Raw genomic sequence first — 16,656 nt, 5'->3', positions numbered from 1 at the left:
TCCGACCCCGCGGAGCCGTCGCACTCCGCGGGCGCACCCGCCCATCACGCCGACGCACAACGCCAGCGCATGCGCACGCCTCACGGCCCGCCGTGGCCGACCACCCCGCCACCCGCGTTTGAAGGAAAGTCCGCCCTGACTGCCGCCCAACGACCAGACCCCGCCACTGTCTTCCGCGTCGCTCAGGACGGGACGCTGCACTTCACAGTGCGCGCACGCAATGTCGATGACGCCTGGGCCCAGGTGTCCGACTTCGAAGCCACCGAGGCACGCGTCGAGACCCTGCTCGATGACGGAGTCCACCTGACCCACATCACCTACGGCAAGGTGAGGGACACCGACATCACGGTCGCCGGCGACAACCCCACGGCCCGTCGCGCCAGCGTCCCCGACGCCGCAACAGCGCGCCGCTACAGCGACGCTCTGCGCTCCCTCACCGCGCGGCTCGTCCCAGGAGAATCGAGCGATCCGTACGCCGGGGTGCCGCAGCAGATCCTCGAACCAGCGACGGATCTGCTGGAACAACTCGCCGAGATCCTCGCCGCGGTGGAGACCGCTGCCACTGCTACGGGGCGGCACGGCATCGACGCCGACAGCCCGTCGCCCGTCCTCGCGCGCGCCGCCGCCGTCATGGGGACGATCGCTCAGCAGCTTCGCGTCGCCGACGCCGCCGTGTCCGGCGCGTCCTCGCAGCGGCCCCACCCGGCCCGCGATGTGCCGCCGGGATCGCGACGCGGACGACGCTGACCCGTCACCCGTCTGGCCCGCGGGTGCCGGCCACCGCATAAGCAGGACCGGAAGGACGCACGATCTTCGCCTTCGACGAGATGGGTCAGCTGCACTGGATCGCCCAGCAAGCACACCGCACGGCCGACGAGCTGCTGGTCCCCGAGTCGCCGTACCGGCGTGGCGGCGAGCTCACCTGGCTGGAGACGCGGGTCCGCGAACTGACGTCTCTGGTGGCGTACGCGACGGCTGCCGCCGCCGACGCCGAGTTGTCCGTCGGCAACGGCCGCGACCCGTCAGCCGACCTTGCCCGCAGCAGAGTAGCCGTTCTGACCGGCGCCGTCGGCGCCCTGACAGCCGCCCTGGCACACCTGGGCGCCGCCGTGACCCACGCCGGACACTTGCACCAGCTCCGCAGCCAGCCTCGCTCCGCCGAGCGCACCGCGGAACAGCGCACAGCCCGATCAGCCATCGCCGAGGCGGTCGACGCCGCCCGCCGCAACCTCAACGAGAGCGGCGGACGACTCCGCCGCACCGCCGACCGCGCCTTCGTGGCGTCGCTCGCGCCCGTCGCTCCAACACCGGCCAGCGAACCCACCGCGCCGCGGTCGCCCCGGCCGGCTCCTCGATCCAGCGCACCCGCTGTCCGCCCCGGCACACCCCTCCCGGCAATCCCGCCGCGCCGCCCGGCTCGCTGACAGCCAAGACCCGGCTCCACCTCGACCCTCGCCTCCAGGAGGCTCCCCTGGCCACCCGCTCCTGCGTCGCGCGCCTCACCGATGCCGGGTACCGCGGCATCTACGTCCACCACGACGGCTACCCCAGCAACCATCTCCCGCTGCTGCTCGCCGCTCACCAGTACCGCTTCGCCCGCAGCGCCGAGGAACTGAGCCGCCACCTGATCGACACCCACGCGATCGGCTGGGACTCTCTGGGCGACGACCTGCTCGACGGCGCCCCGGTCCACTTCGGCACGGTCCTCCACCCCCACCCCATCGGCCCGAGCAGACCGATCGACAACGTGCACACCACCGATGGCAGCCCCGCCCAGCGCATGGTCATCGACCAGTCCAACACCCGGGACAGCGATGTGGAATGGGCCTACGTGCTGCGCCCGCACGGCGTCGAGGTCATCGCCCTCACCCAATACACCCGCGGCCCGGTCGTCGGCTGGGACAGCGACCCCCTCGGGTCCTACAGCGACGACCCACGGCTGTGGCGACCGGACGCTCACCCACCGCTGACCGGCCTGCGTCCCACGGCTCCCTGCCTGACAGTCAGGCGCCCGCCGGCCGCAGGATCACCTTCGCCCCAGCAGCTCACCAGCCGCCGCTGAGCCCGTCAGCACCGTCGCCCCGAAGCCCTCCCCGACGCCCCCCGCTTCCTCCCGCCACCCCTTGGAGCAGTTCATCCTCCGCATCACCCTCACCGCTGCCGCGACTGTCTGCCTCGCACTGACGGCGACCGCGTGCCACGGCACAACCAGCACCCCGGCACCGAGCCACACCGCCAGCCGTGTCGGCACGAAGCCTTCGCCGCGGCACACCGCGTCGCCCGCGCTGGACAAGCAGACCGCCCTGCGCTTGATCCGGCACTATTCGCAGGTCAACAACCAGGCCAACGCCCACGACGACGCACGGCTGCTGGACACCGTGGAGAACGACGCGCTGTTCGCGATGTCGGTCGGCGGGTACAAGCAGGACTCCGGAACGCCGGCCAAGGACCGTGAGCCGTACAAGCCGTGGTCCTACGACGCGGCCACCGCGCGCCTGTATATCCCGAAGTTCCTGCCCGGAACGCCGCGGTGGTTCGCTGCCGGCCTCACACAGACCGGTACCAAGAACTGGAGACTGGTCGTGTTCGCCCAGCAGCCCGACCGCAGCTGGCAGATGGTCCTGGCACCGGACCTGGACGCAGTGCCGCTGCCGGACATCGCGCTGGACGCCGACGGGTACGCCACCGCGGTCGCGGCCGACGGCAGCGCCCAACCCGCCTTCGACGCCGACAGACTCCGGACCGGGGTCACCGACAACTTCGCCACCGGCGGCAAGAATTCGGCGGCCCAGTTCTTCACCCCGACACCGGCCAGCAGGCAGCAGGCCGGCGTCCACGACAAGAACATCCACCGGCTGGGGAAGAAGGGCGTCACCGTCTTCGCCGCGGCCAACAACGTCTGGAACAACGCCTACGGCCTGAAGACCGTGGGCGGCGGAGCCGTCCTGCTGTTCGCCCACACCCACACCCAGACCGACACCCTCGCCCCGGGCTGGCAGCTCACCGCCGGCCCCGACACCAGGGCCTGGCTCGGCAAGACCCCGCGCACCGCGGTCACCGACACCTTCGTGTGCAACGACGCCGCCCTGATCCCCACCCCGACGGCCAAAGCCCTACTGCTGGGCTACGGATGCGAGCTGACCGGCGCCGAGGGACCGCCCGCCTCCACCCGTTCTTGAGGTCGCTCGCCAACTGGAGGGACGAGCGAGCGCCCAGACCACTGGACGTGCCGCCAGCCGCCCGCGCACACCGCCTCGGGCTCCCGAGCCGCCCCGACGCTCACCACGACCGGCCTTCAACCCGAAAGGAGCACGCGATACCCGACGTCACCGTCGTCGTCGCCACCCGGCTGCGCCCCGAACGACTCCGTTTTCTCACGGAATTGCATGCCAGCCTCGACGCCCAGGACGCTGACTGGGAAGCAGTCCTCGCCATCGACGGCGCCGACCCCGCCCTGCTGCCGACACCGTTGGCCGCCGACTCACGGGTCCGGGTGCTGCCCCTGCCGCGCCCGGTCGGCGCCGCCTGCGCCCGCAACCTCGCGGTGAACCTCGCCAGCGGGCGGGCCCTGACATGGGCCGATGACGACGATGTTCTGCCGCCCTTCAGCTTGAGCAGCCGCCTGCACCACCTGGACAACACCGGCCTGGGATGGGTCGCCGGCGACAGCGCCGACCTGTACGACGACGGCTCGCTCCACCTGTGGAAGTGCTCCACTCCGTCGGGCCGGCACGAGCCGGGTGCGGTGTGGGCGTACTGGCCCACCCCCCACCACACGATCCCGCTCGGCCCGACCACCATCCTGGCCCGTACCCACCTGTGGTCCGCAATCGGCGGCATGGGCGGCCTCGTCCAGGGCGAGGACTACCTCGCCCTGCGCGTCACCCACCTGGCAGCCGGGGAGCTGCTGCCGCAGGTCGTCTACCACTACCGCAAACACCCCCACCAACTCACCCGGCAAACGCAGTACGACGAACTGGAAGCAGCAGCCCGGAACTTCGCTTGGAGGTCAGGAAACGACTTGGCCCTCGCCCTCGGCCACCGACCGCACACCGGCCGGAAAACCGCGGGAGGGGCAACACTGTAGAGCCGCAGTTCTCGGCAGCCTCACCCGACGGCCAAGACCTGGTTGACCCCGCCCCGACGCCCCCGCGGCGATCAACCTGGACACGACCGCTGATCGCGCGGACCCGCTTTGCCACCCCATCGACCCCGCGACGGCCCGGACCGCCACCGCAGTCGCCACCGGCGGCCCGTGAGCATGACCGCATCGGCTGGTCATCGAACGCCGCACCGGCACAACGATCTTGATAGCCGACGCGCTGCATGACAAACCCACCGCGACGCTTCCCCGCGGTTGGAGACCTCCGCGCCCAATGCTGTCGCCGCCCACACCAGCGGTGTCCGTTCCGCAAGGTCCACACCGATGACCTCACGCTCAGGCGTGTATGACAGGAGACCCGCCTCGGCCATGCCCGAATTCGCCGCCGTCGAGTCCGAGCCGCTGCGCCCGCCCCTCGACCGGTTGTCGCGCTTCGCCACCGCGCTCGCCGACCGACTTCACGGTGACTGGACCAGCTCCGACCTCAGTTGGCCCGACCAGACCGAGCGCCGGAAGGTGACCGACTTCCCATGGGACCACGCCGCCACGCAGCTCGTAGTCTTCGCCTACGGCCTGAGCCGCGGCGCCCTGCTGACTGCCGAGGACTTCACCCAGCTCCTGGTCATCGGCCGCCCGACCCGGCCGCGCCAGTTCTTCGCCGGCGCGCTGACCCCGCTGGGCATCGACATCACCGGCAGCGAGGTGCCGCTGACTCCTCACGGCATCGCGGTCGCCCGCCATCCCGCCAAGGCCGCCTACGCGGTCGCCTCACGCTTGCTGCCGGCCTACCACCAGGCACGGCACGCCCTGCTTGGACTCCACCCGTCGCCTCCGTACCGGACCGCACAGGTGGTCACGGCGGGTGCTCCTCGGCCAGGCGCATCGGCTGCCACGGGTGCGCGCCGGTGAGCCGGCACGCCGGAAGCGTCCGCGGGAACCGGTCCGCCTCGACGACGCGGTCCGACGGCCACCTGGGCGGCACGGCCGTGCTGCGCTCGGACCATGTCGTACGACTGCTGGGAGGAACCCTGCTCGGGCGTCTCCCGAACGGCATGGCGCCGCTGGCGATCCTGCTCCTCGTCCAGCACCACGGCGGAACCCTCGCGCTCGGCGGGTTCCTGTGCGCGCTCTACGGGCTCACCTCCGCCGTCGGGCAGCCGGTGCTCGGCCGCCTGGTCGACCGACACGGCCAGACCCTGGCCACCGGCACCGCGGTCGTCCTAACCACCGCCGCCCTTCTGACGCTCCCCCTCACCCGGCCCTCCACTCACTCGTCGACAGCGACAACGCTCGTTGTCCTCGCCGGGTTGACGACCCCTCCGCTGGAAGCCGGGCTGCGCGCCCTGTGGCCCTGTGTTCTGGCCGATCCCGGCCAACGGCGGGCCGCGCTGGCGATCGACACCGGATGTCAGGGGTTGATCTACATCGCCGGGCCGCCCCTGACCGTCATGCTCGCCCACGCTTTCAGCGCGGGCATCGCGTTGGCCGCGAGCGCCCTGGCAGGGCTCGTGGGCGCGGTAATCGTGCTCACCGCCAGACCATCACGAGCCTGGAAGCCCACCAGCCGACGCACTTCGCTGCTGGGCCCCCTCCAAAGCATGGGCCTTCGCCGGTTGTTCACGGCGCTGAGCGGAGTCGGGTTCGCGCTGGGCGCCTTGACCATCTGGTCCGTGGATGCCGCGGACCGGCACCATGCGCCCTGGCTGTCCGGCATCGCGCCCGGTGCGCTGTCGGTCGGAAGCATCCTCGCCGGGGCGCTCCTAGCACGCCGACCGCTTCCCGGCGCTCCCTCCGCTCAACTCCTCTGTGCCGCCGCCGCCTTCGCCGGGAGCTGGGTCCCCTTGCTGGCCGACCCCGCACCGTGGGCGACCGTCGCCACAATGCTCGCACCGGGCATGGCGCTCACCCCCTTGATCACTGGCGCGTTCCTCACCACGGAGTCGCTGGCGCCGCCGGGCGTGCGGACCGAGGCGTACGCGTGGCTGATCGCCGCCGTCGGCACCGGCCAGGCCGCCGGCACCGCCTTCACCGGCCTGACTGCCGCCCACGGCACGCGCACATGCGCCGCCCTGCCGGCCGTCGGCGCCCTCTTCACCGCAGTCCTGCTGATCGCCTCCCGACACCGACTCCGCTTCCGCCCCGACAACAGCCTTTGAGGAGACTCGGCCTGGCCGTTGTGGGGACACCCGGCCATCAGAACGTCCGGAAGGCGAGTCAGGCGGGGCGGTGAGGCCCGTGCTGGAGCCTGTCGGCAGTCATTGCCCATCGTTCGTGATCCAGCCACGCACCGTTGACATGCTGGTAGTCCGGGCCCGCCTCGCCTTCGCCCAACACACCACTACTTTCCCGCCACCACCGATAGGAGATCCGCCGTGCCCGAAGCACCAGCAGAGCCATTCATGACCATCCGGCACACCATCAGTGGCGAGATCACCACCACCGGCTACAACGCCGCCGCCCGGCGGATCCTGCTCCAGGCCGGCTTCGAGGAGACGCCAGGCTGCGCCTGCCGAGCGACGGAACCCGGAACGGAGCGGACGTACGGGCCTGCTCGACAGCCAGCCAGCTGCTCATCGCCGACCATCCCCTGCACCCGGACCAAGCCCTCGGTCGACCGGTGAGCGCCGACGGTACGCCCTGGTTGGCCCGGTCACCGGTGTCGGCACAGTCCGTGATCCGCTCCGAGAACGGCCGGCCTCTCCGGCGCATCGCCACCCGCACCCGCACCTGTTGAAGGATCCTCGTTTTGACCGCACCCGGAACGCCTGCCAGTCCAACGCGCACCAAGGGCGGCGAGCTACGGGCCAAGGTGGCCCGACTGCTGGCCGACCGGCCGGCGGACACGCTCACCATCGGGCACATGGCCAGGCATCTGGGCCACTCCCACGGCGCCGTCCGCAACGCCGCCCTCACCCTGGTGCGACGCGGCGAGGCCGACCAAGGCGGAACCGGGCAACCGCAGTTCCGCGCGAACGCGAAAACCGCCGCAGCAGCGCAGACCGCTGTGATCAGCCCACCGGGCACCCACCCTCCCCGCGCCCCGACAGCCGCGGCTCGCACGACCGTTCCCGCAACAGCCACGCCCAGGCAGACCGGCCCGATCCGCCGCGCGGGGGGCCAGCTCTACCACCCCCGGGAGCTTGCCGATCTGCCCGACGTCGAAGCGTTGAATCGCTTGCGCGACGCCGACGTGCCGGTGCTGCTCTACGGCCCTCCGGGCACCGGCAAGACGAGTCTGGTCGAAGCGGCGTTCCCGGACCTACTCACCGTCGCCGGTGACGGCGACACCACGGTCGGCGACTTGATCGGCGAGTACACACAGGACGACGCGGGAGCCTACGTCTTCCAGTACGGTCCGCTGGTCACCGCGATGACCGAGGGCCGCGCCCTGCTGATCGACGATGCCACCTTGATCTCACCGAAAGTCCTGGCGGCGCTGTATCCCGCGATGGACGGGCGCAGGCAGATCCAGGTCAAGGCCCACAAGGGCGAGACCATCAAGGCCGAGCCGGGCTTCTACGTAGTGGCGGGCCACAACCCCGGCGTCCACGGGGCGGTGTTGACGGAGGCGCTCGCGAGCCGGTTCAGCGTGCAGATCAAGATCGGCACGGACTATGACCTCGCCCTGGCGCTGAGGATCGATGCCCGGGTGGTCCGAGTCGCCCGACACCTCTCCCGCCAAGTCGAACTCGGCGAGCTGGGCTGGGCCCCCCAACTGCGAGAGCTGCTGAGCTACCAGAAGACCGAGGCCGTCCTCGGCACCAGAGCCGCACTCGCGAACCTCGTCGGCATCGCTCCTGCGGAGGACCGCGACGCCGTCGCCGACGCTGTCATCAAGGCTGTCGGCGTCAAGGAGGTCGCGCCCCTCACCCTCGGCAAGCAGCTCCCCGCCGCAGCCGTCCGGCAGCCCCCGGGCAGCACCGGCTCCGCGCACCGGGGCCGCTCGCGATGAGCACCCACCACCACGTCCTGTCCCCCGCCGTCACGCCGGACGACGACGCCGACCTCGCGCGCTGGGACGACGACGGCGCGCCGCCCGCGCAACCGCGTTCCTCCCCGGGCGCGTGGCTGCGTGTGGGAGCCGAACTCGGCGACCGCCTGGTCGCCCTCTCCGGCCGCCAGGACCTCCTGGTCACCTGCCGCCCCGGCACGCGCAGCGGCGCACCGGCCGCGTTCTTCCCCACTCTGGGCGAGGTCGAGCTCGACGCCGGCCTGTTCGCCCCGCTCCAGCCCCACGAGATCCATCCGCGGATCATGGGCGACGAGGAGAGGTACCCCGCCGCCTGGGGAGTGTTCGTCCATGAGGCCGCGCACGCGGCCCACTCCGTCTGGACGGCGCCAGCCGCAGCTAACCCCCGTGTGGTCGAGGCCGCGCTCCTGCTGGAGGAGAGCCGTGTCGAAGGCGCGCACCTGGCCAGGCGGCCCACGGACCGCACGTACCTGCGCACCAGTGCCCGAACCCTGGTCATGCCCGACATCGCCCACCCCACCCTCCAGGGCATCGAGCACGCCGCCGCCGTGGCGGCCCTGGTCCTCGGCCGCCGTGACGTCGGCATCCTGGACGCCAGCGAGACCGGGGCCGTCGCCGATCTGTGCGAAAAGGTGCTGGGCGCAAACCTGCTGGCCACACTCACCCGCATCTGGACCGCAGCCCACCAGTGCGCCGACCACGACGCCACGACCATGCTCACGCACGCGAAGGAATGGTGCGACGCTCTGGACACCGCGGCCCCCGCCCTGCCCGTGCCGGAAAACCTCACCGATCTGCTGTCCGGCGCCGTGGGAGTCGTCATGGACCACGCGGCAGCCACCGACGCCGCCGACCTCGCGGCACAGGCCGCAGCGACCAACGCCATGGCCGCGCAGTCCAAGGCGCAGGCCCAGGACCGCGCCCAGCGGGCCGACCAGCGACGCAAAGCCGCCGCCACCGCCAAGAGCGTCTTCAACACCCGCGGCACCACCGTCACCCCCGACGGCACACCAGCGCCCTACGGCAACCCGGTCACCGGCACCCGCAGGCCCACCTCCGCCGAGCAGAGCGCCGCCGCGCGCCTGAGCCGCGCCCTGCGGGCCGCCGCCTACCGCGAGCGGACCGAGGAGCGAACCACCAGCCCCACCCCGCCCGGCCGCCTCAACATGCGCGCGGCCCTCGCCCGCGACGCCCAGCGCGCGGCCGGGTCGGTCCCCACCGCGGAACCGTTCACCCACACCCGCCGCCGGAACTCCCCCACGCCACCGCTGCGTGTGGGGATCGCCGTCGACGTCTCAGGCTCCATGCGTGCCGCCTGCGCGCCCGTCGCGTCCGCTGCCTGGATCGTGGCACGCGCAGCAGCCACGACCGACCCCGACTCCCGTACCGCCACCATCGCCTATGACAGGCACCTGACCGCCTTGACCCGACCCACCCATCGAGCACCAGAGCGCGTGACGCTGTTCGATGCCAACGGCGGCCACCACAACCTCGGCGACGCCATCGATGCACTCGACCACGCCCTCGAACTCAGCCGCCCCGGCGCCGGCCGCCTTCTCGTGATCGTCACCGACGCCCGCTACGACAGCGACGAAACCGCGCAAGCCGTCACCCGCGTCAAGCAGCTCACGACCGCCGGATGCGCCGTACTCCAACTCACCCTCACCCCGAAATCCCACCACTTGCCCGGGACCACCTTGCTGCACCTGCCCCGGCCCTCCAGCGCTCCCGCCGCCATCGCCAAGGCGGCCACAGACGCCATCCGCAGGACACGCTGAGACAACGCAGAAGGAAGACAGAAAGCAGGAACAAACATCCGCACCACCTGGACCGTTGATCATCGATGCGGCCACCGGCTTGACCATGACCTCTCCACTCGGCGGGCCGACGAACGCGCCAGGTACGCCCGCTGGCTGGAGGCCCGCGCCTGCACCGACTGCTGGCGATCCGCTCACGCAGCCGATGCCGAAGCCACACAGGAATGGCTCGCCGACCGCCGCGAGCAGGAACGCGCTGACGCCGCCGCGTGGGCGTCCCGGTACCACATGCCGCCCCTCGCCGGCTCCGTCAAGGCAGTCGCGTGGGGCGAGCGCTGCCGCCATCAGCTCGTCACCGCGGCCTACCAGGAGCTGGTCAGCGAAGGCGAGTTCGACGACCGGCAATGGGCCGAGGTCGAAGAGGCCGCCCGGCTGGTCGACCGGGCCGGATGGTGGATCGACCAGAGGAACGCCGAACCAGTCGAGCTGCCCGAACTGCTGGCCGCCGCCACCGACGCCGACCGCACCACCGAAAACCCCTACCACTGATCTCGCCCCCGTGGCAGGCTCCGACCCCAGAGGACTTCCGCTGACTTTGTTCCCGCCCCCGCCGCGGCCACCGGCCGATGCCCTCACCCCGGCGCGGCTCGTCACCCACGAGCACTTCACTCCCGGCGACCATGTCGTGATCATCAAAGGCGCCTTCCGCGGCGAACTGGTCGGCCAGGAGATGACGGTCGTCGCCCCTTCCTGGCACACCCCGACCGACGAGGCCGGCTGGCGGCTGCGCAACCCGCGCGGCGGTGAACATTCCTACGTCACCGCTCACCCCCGCTACATGATCCACACCGACCGGTACTGCCCCGACTGCACCGGCTTCTTCCGCTCCCTGTCCCAGGCGCTGCTGCCCCGGATGCCCGAAAGCCAGCAGACGGTGGACGGAGGCTGGTACTACCAGACCACCCTCGATCAGCTCGTCCACACCGCCGACCTCGGCAACAGCCGATGACGGCCCCGCCCGCCCGCCCCGACGAGCCAGCACGAGCCCGGGCCCTGACGTCGCTGGGAACCGCTGCACGAAGCCGCATTGATGCCGCCGCGGACTGGATCACCCCACTTGCGGATGACCTGGACCGTATAGGAGCAACCTGGCAGGAATCCGCCCAGGTCTGCAGCGCGACCGCCTGGCATGCGCGCCGCGTCGGACGCGACACCGCAGGCGAACTCGCAGAAATCGAAGCGCCGCCGCGCAGTTTCACCGAGCCGCGGTGGCGGCCCCGCTGGCATCTCTACTGCACCGCGCTACGATTCGACTTCCGGTGCCGTGCACTCGACACCGCCCTCCACGGCGCCAGTCCCCTCGACGTCGAATCGGCGGACCCCTACATCCGCGCGCACACGGCCTTCGCCGTGCTCGGCCAGTCCAAGCCCGCGGGGCTGACCATGCTGGACCGCCTGCTCGCCGACCCCGAGGCGGCGGGGTCCCGAGAGGTACTGCACGTGGTGCTCCACGGTTTGTGGCTCGGGCACCTGCTGCCCCACCGCCCGCAGCGCATCCTCCGCGTCGCCTCGCTGGGGCCGCTGGCCCGACCGGCGGACCCGATCGCGCTGATGCGCACGGCCGCAGCGCTGCGCCAACTCGGCCGTTACCGTGCAGCGCTCGCAACCATCGACGACGCGATCGACGCCCTGCCCGCGGGCGACGCCACCGTGCACGCCGACCTCGTTCGCGAACGCACCCTCATCACGACCGCCCTCGACCTGACCCGCGACAGGCCGCTGGTGGAAGAACCGGACACTCAGTGATCTACAACCTCCAGCCCCGAACGGTCTCCGCCGCCACGCTCCTGTCCCCCGCCGCGGCACCCTCCGGCACCCCGTCCAACGGCCCTGCGCCGCTGGACGGCCGCGTCATCGACCACTGGCCCGCGCTGTGGTACCAGTGCCCGGGCGGTGAGCACTGGTCCTGGAGCGCCGCACGGTGGGCCCAATTCCTCGACGAGCCCCTGGCCACCCACCCGTCGGCCACCGCCCCGGACGGCAAGGACCGTGCCGCGGTCTTCCACCTCCAGGCGCAACTCCACCCCGCTGACAGGCCGCTGACGGACGACCAGTGGGCGCTGGCCGCACACGAACTGGCCTACGCCGCGGGGATCGCTGACGCACACGGCCACGGACCGTACCGGTGGGTGGCCGTGCGGACGGGCCCCCGGCAACTCCACCTGTGCGCCAACCTCATCCACGACACCGACGGCACCTGGCTCCCCCGTCCCCGCCAGGTCCGCAGCCGTCTGACCGCAGCCGTGCAGCGAATCGAAGACCGCCTTGATCTGGTCGCATCCCGCCCCGGCACCCGCCGGCCTCCCGGGCAGGCACCGCGCGCACCGCTGCCGCCTAACGAACCGGCCGGACCCGACGCCCAAGGCCGCGATGTCCACCGTCTCCACAGCCTCACCAAGCTGCTCAGCAGGGCCGTCGACGAACGATCCGGCGACCTTCCACGCCTGCGGCGCCTCGTCGAGAACATGGCGTTCACGACCACGACGAGGACCGGGCTCCCCCCGAGATATACCCACGACATCACGCAACGGCTGGAGTGGATCGCCCGCCGCCTGCACGGCATCCAGGAGGACATCCAGGCCGTGAGCGGCTCCCTGCGCCCGGGAATTCCCCTGCGAGCACCCTCCTCCCCACCGCGACCGGCCGCCGCGCCCAGCACACCATCACGAGGCCGCCGGTGACGCCGCCCCGCACGCCGCGGCTCCCTTCGCCGACGGCCCGCCACACATCCACAGCATCGCCCACAAAGTCGTGTGCACCCCGCAGCCGCGAAAAGCCGCAGCCCGGCCGGCATCTCCGGGAGTTGTGACCCGCCGACCCGGCCCCTGCCGCCTCCACCGCGAGCGGCCAGCCAGCCCGGACCGGCCCCGCACACCACGGCCGCATCTGTCCCCGGTGGCACCCACACCCGCGCCGCGCGGTGACGGCCCTCAACACCCCGCACCGGCGGGCCCTGCGTGCCGCCCCCGACCCGCATCACGAGCCCGAACCCGACCTCCCACATCCGCCCCCCACCCGGAGGAAACGCCTCTGCCCACGAACGCTGCGCTCTGTGACGTCGCACGCGGTGCCGCTCGCGACGTCGACCGGCTCGCCGAGACCCTGATCACAGCCGACCCCGACGCCGCCCGCCGCATCCTGAGCACCGTCCTGGACGCAGAAGACGGCGTCCTGGGCAGGATCGTCCACCTGCTGGCAACGGCCTCCTACCACGCACAGGGTCACGGCGACCCTCACGCCGCCCTGTACGGGAGGTTCGCCGACGACCTCCACGACCTCGTCCTCGACCTGGACGACGCACTGCACGCGCCGGCCACGCGCCCGCTCCCGCCGGTCGCCACCCCACCCACAGCCAGGAGAAGCCGCTGACTCGGCGCCCCACCCGCTGGAGACCGCCGCCCGCCGGCGAAATGCCCGTGCACCACTACCTGGTCCGTCCCCGGCACCTCGCCGGCGGCGGTGACCTCACCTACGTCACCGCCTACCTGGTCGGCGCGGGCTGGAAGAACCGCACTCCGAAAGCCGGTTCGCCGATCTGCTTCGAAGACCCCGACCGCTCGGTGCGGATCACCTACACCGCCCAGGCCAGCACGCCCTCGTGGATCGTCTCCGGCGCTCCGGCCGACCGGCCGTCCTGGACCGCTTCGATCGGCGGCACCGTCCCGGTGGAGATCCTCGGCGCTTTCACCGACGCGCTCGCCGGCCCCCGCCCAACGCACGCCCCCGATGTCCTCGGCCGCGCGACCGCCCACGGATGGGCCCGCGGCAAGGGCGAGCATCCTTCGGCAGGCCACCCCAACGGCACCGCCCTCCTGCAGTACCGGAACGACGGCGACATCAGCCTGTGGTGGGCCACCGCTCACACCCCTGGCACCGCCGAGCCCCACGCACCGCTTCCGCCGCTGTGGCACGCGGCGTTCTCCGAACACACCCCGCTCCACGCCGTCGAAGCGTTCGCCGCGGCGCTCGCCGACCCCCGACCGGTCCTGCGCCCGCCCGGGCACGTCCCCTTCGGCAGCGCGGCACACACAACGGCCACCGACTACCCCGTCCTGCCCTCCCAGCTCGCCGCAATCCGCAGCGCCCGCGCCGCCGCGGGACGCGCCGCCGCCTGGGCGCGCTCCGCCAGCACCCTCGGTTACCGCAGACGGCACGGAGCGCTCCTCACGCGGCACCCGATCCGACAAGCGGTCCCGCCTCAGCCACCCGCACCCCCACTCCTCGCACACCCGCCGAGGAGCCAATGACCCCGCCTCGGCGTCCAATGCTCCCCGCGACGCCGCGCCCGCGCGCCCGGGTGACCCCGCTGGCGCTCCTACGCGCACGCCCCCACATCCGGCGCGCCGGGCGCGGCGGACACAGCGAGATCTGCGCGGAACTCGCCCCAGCGATCCGACCGGTTCGGCGACAACCCCACCCGCAGTGCCGAGCCGGTGACGCCCGCAACTCTCCCCTACCGGCAACCTCGCCGTACGTCCCTCGATCCGCTTTGGAGTCCTCCCTCATCGATCCCAACCGCATCGCCGTCGGGCTGCACCGATCCCTCGGCCTGGTCGCCCTGACCACCGAGGACGACCCCGGTATCGAGGACGAACTGCTCCGCCACGCCGGCTTCGTCACCGAACCAGGCGAGTTCGTCTACACCCTTCCCGGGAACGCCCACGACGCCGCCGCGATCCGCGTCGCCCTCACCACGCTGCGCACCAGTGCAGGGGCCGTGGGCATCAGGATCGGTATCGATCCCGATCTGGCCGCCGCCCTGCAACAAGCAACGGCGCCGCAGACGGAGCACAACACCTGGCATGACCCAGCTCCGCCCGCCCCCGCGTTGACCGTGACACTGCCCGGTCCAGTTGCGCGCACCGCTCCCCGCCCTCACCAAGTCCCCTGATGCGGACACGGTCTGCACGTCCCGACCTCGCGGAGAAGGATGCCCACTAAGCCCTCACCGTCCACCGGCACGTCGGACCTCACCGACTGGCTGTTCAAACTGATCATCGGTGCCATCGCGGTGGCCGTTCCCGCCGCCACCGCCGTCTGGCTGGGCGGGAACTGCGCCACCGTCGTGACCCGCTCCGGGCCCTGGGCACCCTACCGGCCCGCCGACGCCCTCCTTCATCCCGCCCTGCTGTGGCCGCATACCGGCCGCACCACTCTGCTGATCGGCCGCTTCGTCGTTCCCGCGACGTTCGCCGCCGTCCTCGCGGGCCTTGTCGGACGCTGGTGGTGGCACCGACGAGGCCGCGTGACCAAGCGCACGCCCGCGGCTGCCGACATGGCCAGGCGAGGCGACCTCCAGCCCCTGCTCGCCCCCGCGGTCACGGCCAAGGCGCGTAGCCTGCGGCCCAGCCTTGACGTGAGGAAGCCGGCCCCGCACCAGACCGGGATCCTGCTCGGGAATCTGGCCGGCACCCGCCACGAGGTTCGCATGGGCTTCGAGGACGTCGCGGTGGCGATCATGGCCCCGCGATCGGGCAAGACCACCTGCCTTGCCATTCCGGCGATCCTCAACGCCCCCGGTCCGGTGCTCCTGACCTCGAACAAGGCCGCCGGTGACGCCTACACCGCCACCCTCGACGCCCGCGCGGCCGTGGGGCGGACGTGGACAATGGACCCGCAGCAGATCGCCCACGCCGAGCGCGCCCTGTGGTGGAACCCGCTGGCTGATGCCACCACCCTGGAAGGCGCCGGGCGCCTGGCCGGGCACTTCCTCGCCGCCTCCGTGGATGCGAGTCAGCAGGGCGATTTCTGGTCCAAAGCCGCTTCCAACGTCCTCAGCCAGCTGTTCCTGGCCGCGGCCAACGACCGCCGGCCCATCACCGACGTGATGACCTGGCTGGCGTTCCCCGCCGACCGCACCCCGCTGGACATCCTGCGCGACCACCGCTTCGGCCCCGTCGCCGCCCAGCTCAAGGGCACCGTGGAAGGACCGCCTGAGACCCGCGACGGCATCTACGAAACCGCCCGCCAGTACGCCGCGTGCCTGCTCAACGCCGACATCGCCGCCTGGGTCACCCCCCAGCCCGGCATCTCCGAATTCCGCCCCGAGGACTTCGTGGCCAGCCGCGACACCCTCTACCTGCTGTCCAAGGACGGCGGCGGAGGCGCCTCCGCCCTGATCGCAGCGTGCGCCGACTCCGTGATGCGCACCGCCACCACCGCCGCCGAACGCGCCGGCGGACGCCTCGACCCGCCGCTGATCGCGATCCTGGACGAGGCCGCCAACGTCTGCAAGATCAGCGACCTGCCGGACCTGTACTCCCACCTCGGCTCCCGAGGGATCATCCCGCTGACGATCCTGCAGTCCTACCGTCAGGGCCAGAAGGTCTGGGGCGAGGCCGGCATGGACGCCATGTGGTCGGCGGCAACCATCAAGGTCATCGGCTCCGGCATCGACGACCCAGACTTCGCCGACAAACTCTCCCGCCTCATCGGCGACCACGACGTCGAAACCACCTCCACCTCCCACAGCGACTCGGGCAAGTCCACGAGCATCTCGATGCGGCAGGAGCGGATCCTTCCCCCCGACGCAATCCGCGCCTTGGCCAAGGGATCGGCGCTGCTGTTCGCCACGGGGCTTCGCGCCGCGATGCTCACCCTCCGCCCCTGGTATCAGGAGCCTGGCGCCGAACAGCTGTCCGCGGCCTCCGCTGCGGCCTCCAAGGCCATCACCGCCCGCGCCATCGCTAAATCCCTGTCCAGGGGCTACGCCGGGCAGGCTGCATGACGGCCCCGGACCCCGGGCGGAGGCGGGGCAGCGGCAGGGC

17 protein-coding genes are annotated in these 16,656 nt (G+C 71.9%); all 17 read left to right on the top strand.

Annotated features, from left to right (window positions below; all coding sequences use genetic code 11):
* The first annotated feature begins 69 nt into the window (after positions 1-69).
* Complete coding sequence (locus VSR01_RS28130) at positions 70-747, top strand: hypothetical protein (protein ID WP_326451872.1); 678 nt, start codon at positions 70-72, stop codon at positions 745-747.
* An 80-nt stretch (positions 748-827) separates the two neighbouring features.
* Positions 828-1,424 (top strand): hypothetical protein, encoded by a 597-nt coding sequence (locus VSR01_RS28125; RefSeq protein WP_326451871.1) that lies wholly within the window; start codon positions 828-830, stop codon positions 1,422-1,424.
* A 323-nt stretch (positions 1,425-1,747) separates the two neighbouring features.
* Positions 1,748-2,062 carry a hypothetical protein gene (locus VSR01_RS28120; protein ID WP_326451870.1) on the top strand — a complete coding sequence of 105 codons (315 nt, stop codon included), beginning with the start codon at positions 1,748-1,750 and terminating at the stop codon, positions 2,060-2,062.
* 61 nt (positions 2,063-2,123) lie between these two features.
* Positions 2,124-3,179, top strand: a complete 1,056-nt coding sequence (locus tag VSR01_RS28115) for a hypothetical protein (protein WP_326451869.1) — start codon at positions 2,124-2,126, stop codon at positions 3,177-3,179.
* A 137-nt stretch (positions 3,180-3,316) separates the two neighbouring features.
* Positions 3,317-4,087, top strand: a complete 771-nt coding sequence (locus VSR01_RS28110) for a glycosyltransferase family 2 protein (protein ID WP_326453860.1) — start codon at positions 3,317-3,319, stop codon at positions 4,085-4,087.
* A 384-nt stretch (positions 4,088-4,471) separates the two neighbouring features.
* The gene (locus tag VSR01_RS28105; RefSeq protein WP_326451868.1) at positions 4,472-5,011 is read left to right on the top strand and encodes a hypothetical protein; all 540 of its coding nucleotides are present in this window, start codon (positions 4,472-4,474) and stop codon (positions 5,009-5,011) included.
* Positions 5,012-5,088: 77 nt separating this feature from the next.
* Positions 5,089-6,258: an MFS transporter gene (locus VSR01_RS28100; RefSeq protein ID WP_326451867.1), complete on the top strand. Its 1,170-nt coding sequence runs from the start codon at positions 5,089-5,091 to the stop codon at positions 6,256-6,258.
* A 243-nt stretch (positions 6,259-6,501) separates the two neighbouring features.
* Positions 6,502-6,723 carry a hypothetical protein gene (locus tag VSR01_RS28095; RefSeq protein ID WP_326451866.1) on the top strand — a complete coding sequence of 74 codons (222 nt, stop codon included), beginning with the start codon at positions 6,502-6,504 and terminating at the stop codon, positions 6,721-6,723.
* 188 nt (positions 6,724-6,911) lie between these two features.
* Positions 6,912-8,054, top strand: coding sequence for an AAA family ATPase (locus tag VSR01_RS28090; protein ID WP_326453859.1), 1,143 nt, complete (start codon positions 6,912-6,914; stop codon positions 8,052-8,054).
* Positions 8,051-9,850, top strand: coding sequence for a hypothetical protein (locus VSR01_RS28085; RefSeq protein ID WP_326451865.1), 1,800 nt, complete (start codon positions 8,051-8,053; stop codon positions 9,848-9,850). The genes VSR01_RS28090 and VSR01_RS28085 overlap by 4 nt, the downstream gene beginning before the upstream one ends.
* A 267-nt stretch (positions 9,851-10,117) precedes the next feature.
* Positions 10,118-10,378 carry a hypothetical protein gene (locus VSR01_RS28080; RefSeq protein WP_326451864.1) on the top strand — a complete coding sequence of 87 codons (261 nt, stop codon included), beginning with the start codon at positions 10,118-10,120 and terminating at the stop codon, positions 10,376-10,378.
* Positions 10,379-10,424: 46 nt separating this feature from the next.
* Complete coding sequence (locus tag VSR01_RS28075) at positions 10,425-10,838, top strand: hypothetical protein (protein ID WP_326451863.1); 414 nt, start codon at positions 10,425-10,427, stop codon at positions 10,836-10,838.
* A complete protein-coding gene (locus tag VSR01_RS28070) occupies positions 10,835-11,635 on the top strand; it encodes a hypothetical protein (RefSeq protein WP_326451862.1) in 801 nt (266 codons plus the stop codon). Before VSR01_RS28075 ends, VSR01_RS28070 begins: the two co-directional genes overlap by 4 nt.
* Positions 11,632-12,570 (top strand): hypothetical protein, encoded by a 939-nt coding sequence (locus VSR01_RS28065; RefSeq protein WP_326451861.1) that lies wholly within the window; start codon positions 11,632-11,634, stop codon positions 12,568-12,570. The genes VSR01_RS28070 and VSR01_RS28065 overlap by 4 nt, the downstream gene beginning before the upstream one ends.
* Positions 12,571-13,299: 729 nt before the next feature.
* Complete coding sequence (locus VSR01_RS28060) at positions 13,300-14,136, top strand: DUF317 domain-containing protein (RefSeq protein ID WP_326451860.1); 837 nt, start codon at positions 13,300-13,302, stop codon at positions 14,134-14,136.
* 242 nt (positions 14,137-14,378) lie between these two features.
* Positions 14,379-14,780 carry a hypothetical protein gene (locus VSR01_RS28055; RefSeq protein WP_326451859.1) on the top strand — a complete coding sequence of 134 codons (402 nt, stop codon included), beginning with the start codon at positions 14,379-14,381 and terminating at the stop codon, positions 14,778-14,780.
* Positions 14,781-14,819: 39 nt separating this feature from the next.
* The gene (locus VSR01_RS28050) at positions 14,820-16,616 is read left to right on the top strand and encodes a type IV secretory system conjugative DNA transfer family protein (RefSeq protein WP_326451858.1); all 1,797 of its coding nucleotides are present in this window, start codon (positions 14,820-14,822) and stop codon (positions 16,614-16,616) included.
* Positions 16,617-16,656 lie beyond the last annotated feature (40 nt).

It is taken from the genome of Actinacidiphila sp. DG2A-62, assembly GCF_035825295.1.
Classification (GTDB): domain Bacteria; phylum Actinomycetota; class Actinomycetes; order Streptomycetales; family Streptomycetaceae; genus Actinacidiphila.
This window is presented reverse-complemented; position numbering and strand designations above follow the sequence as displayed.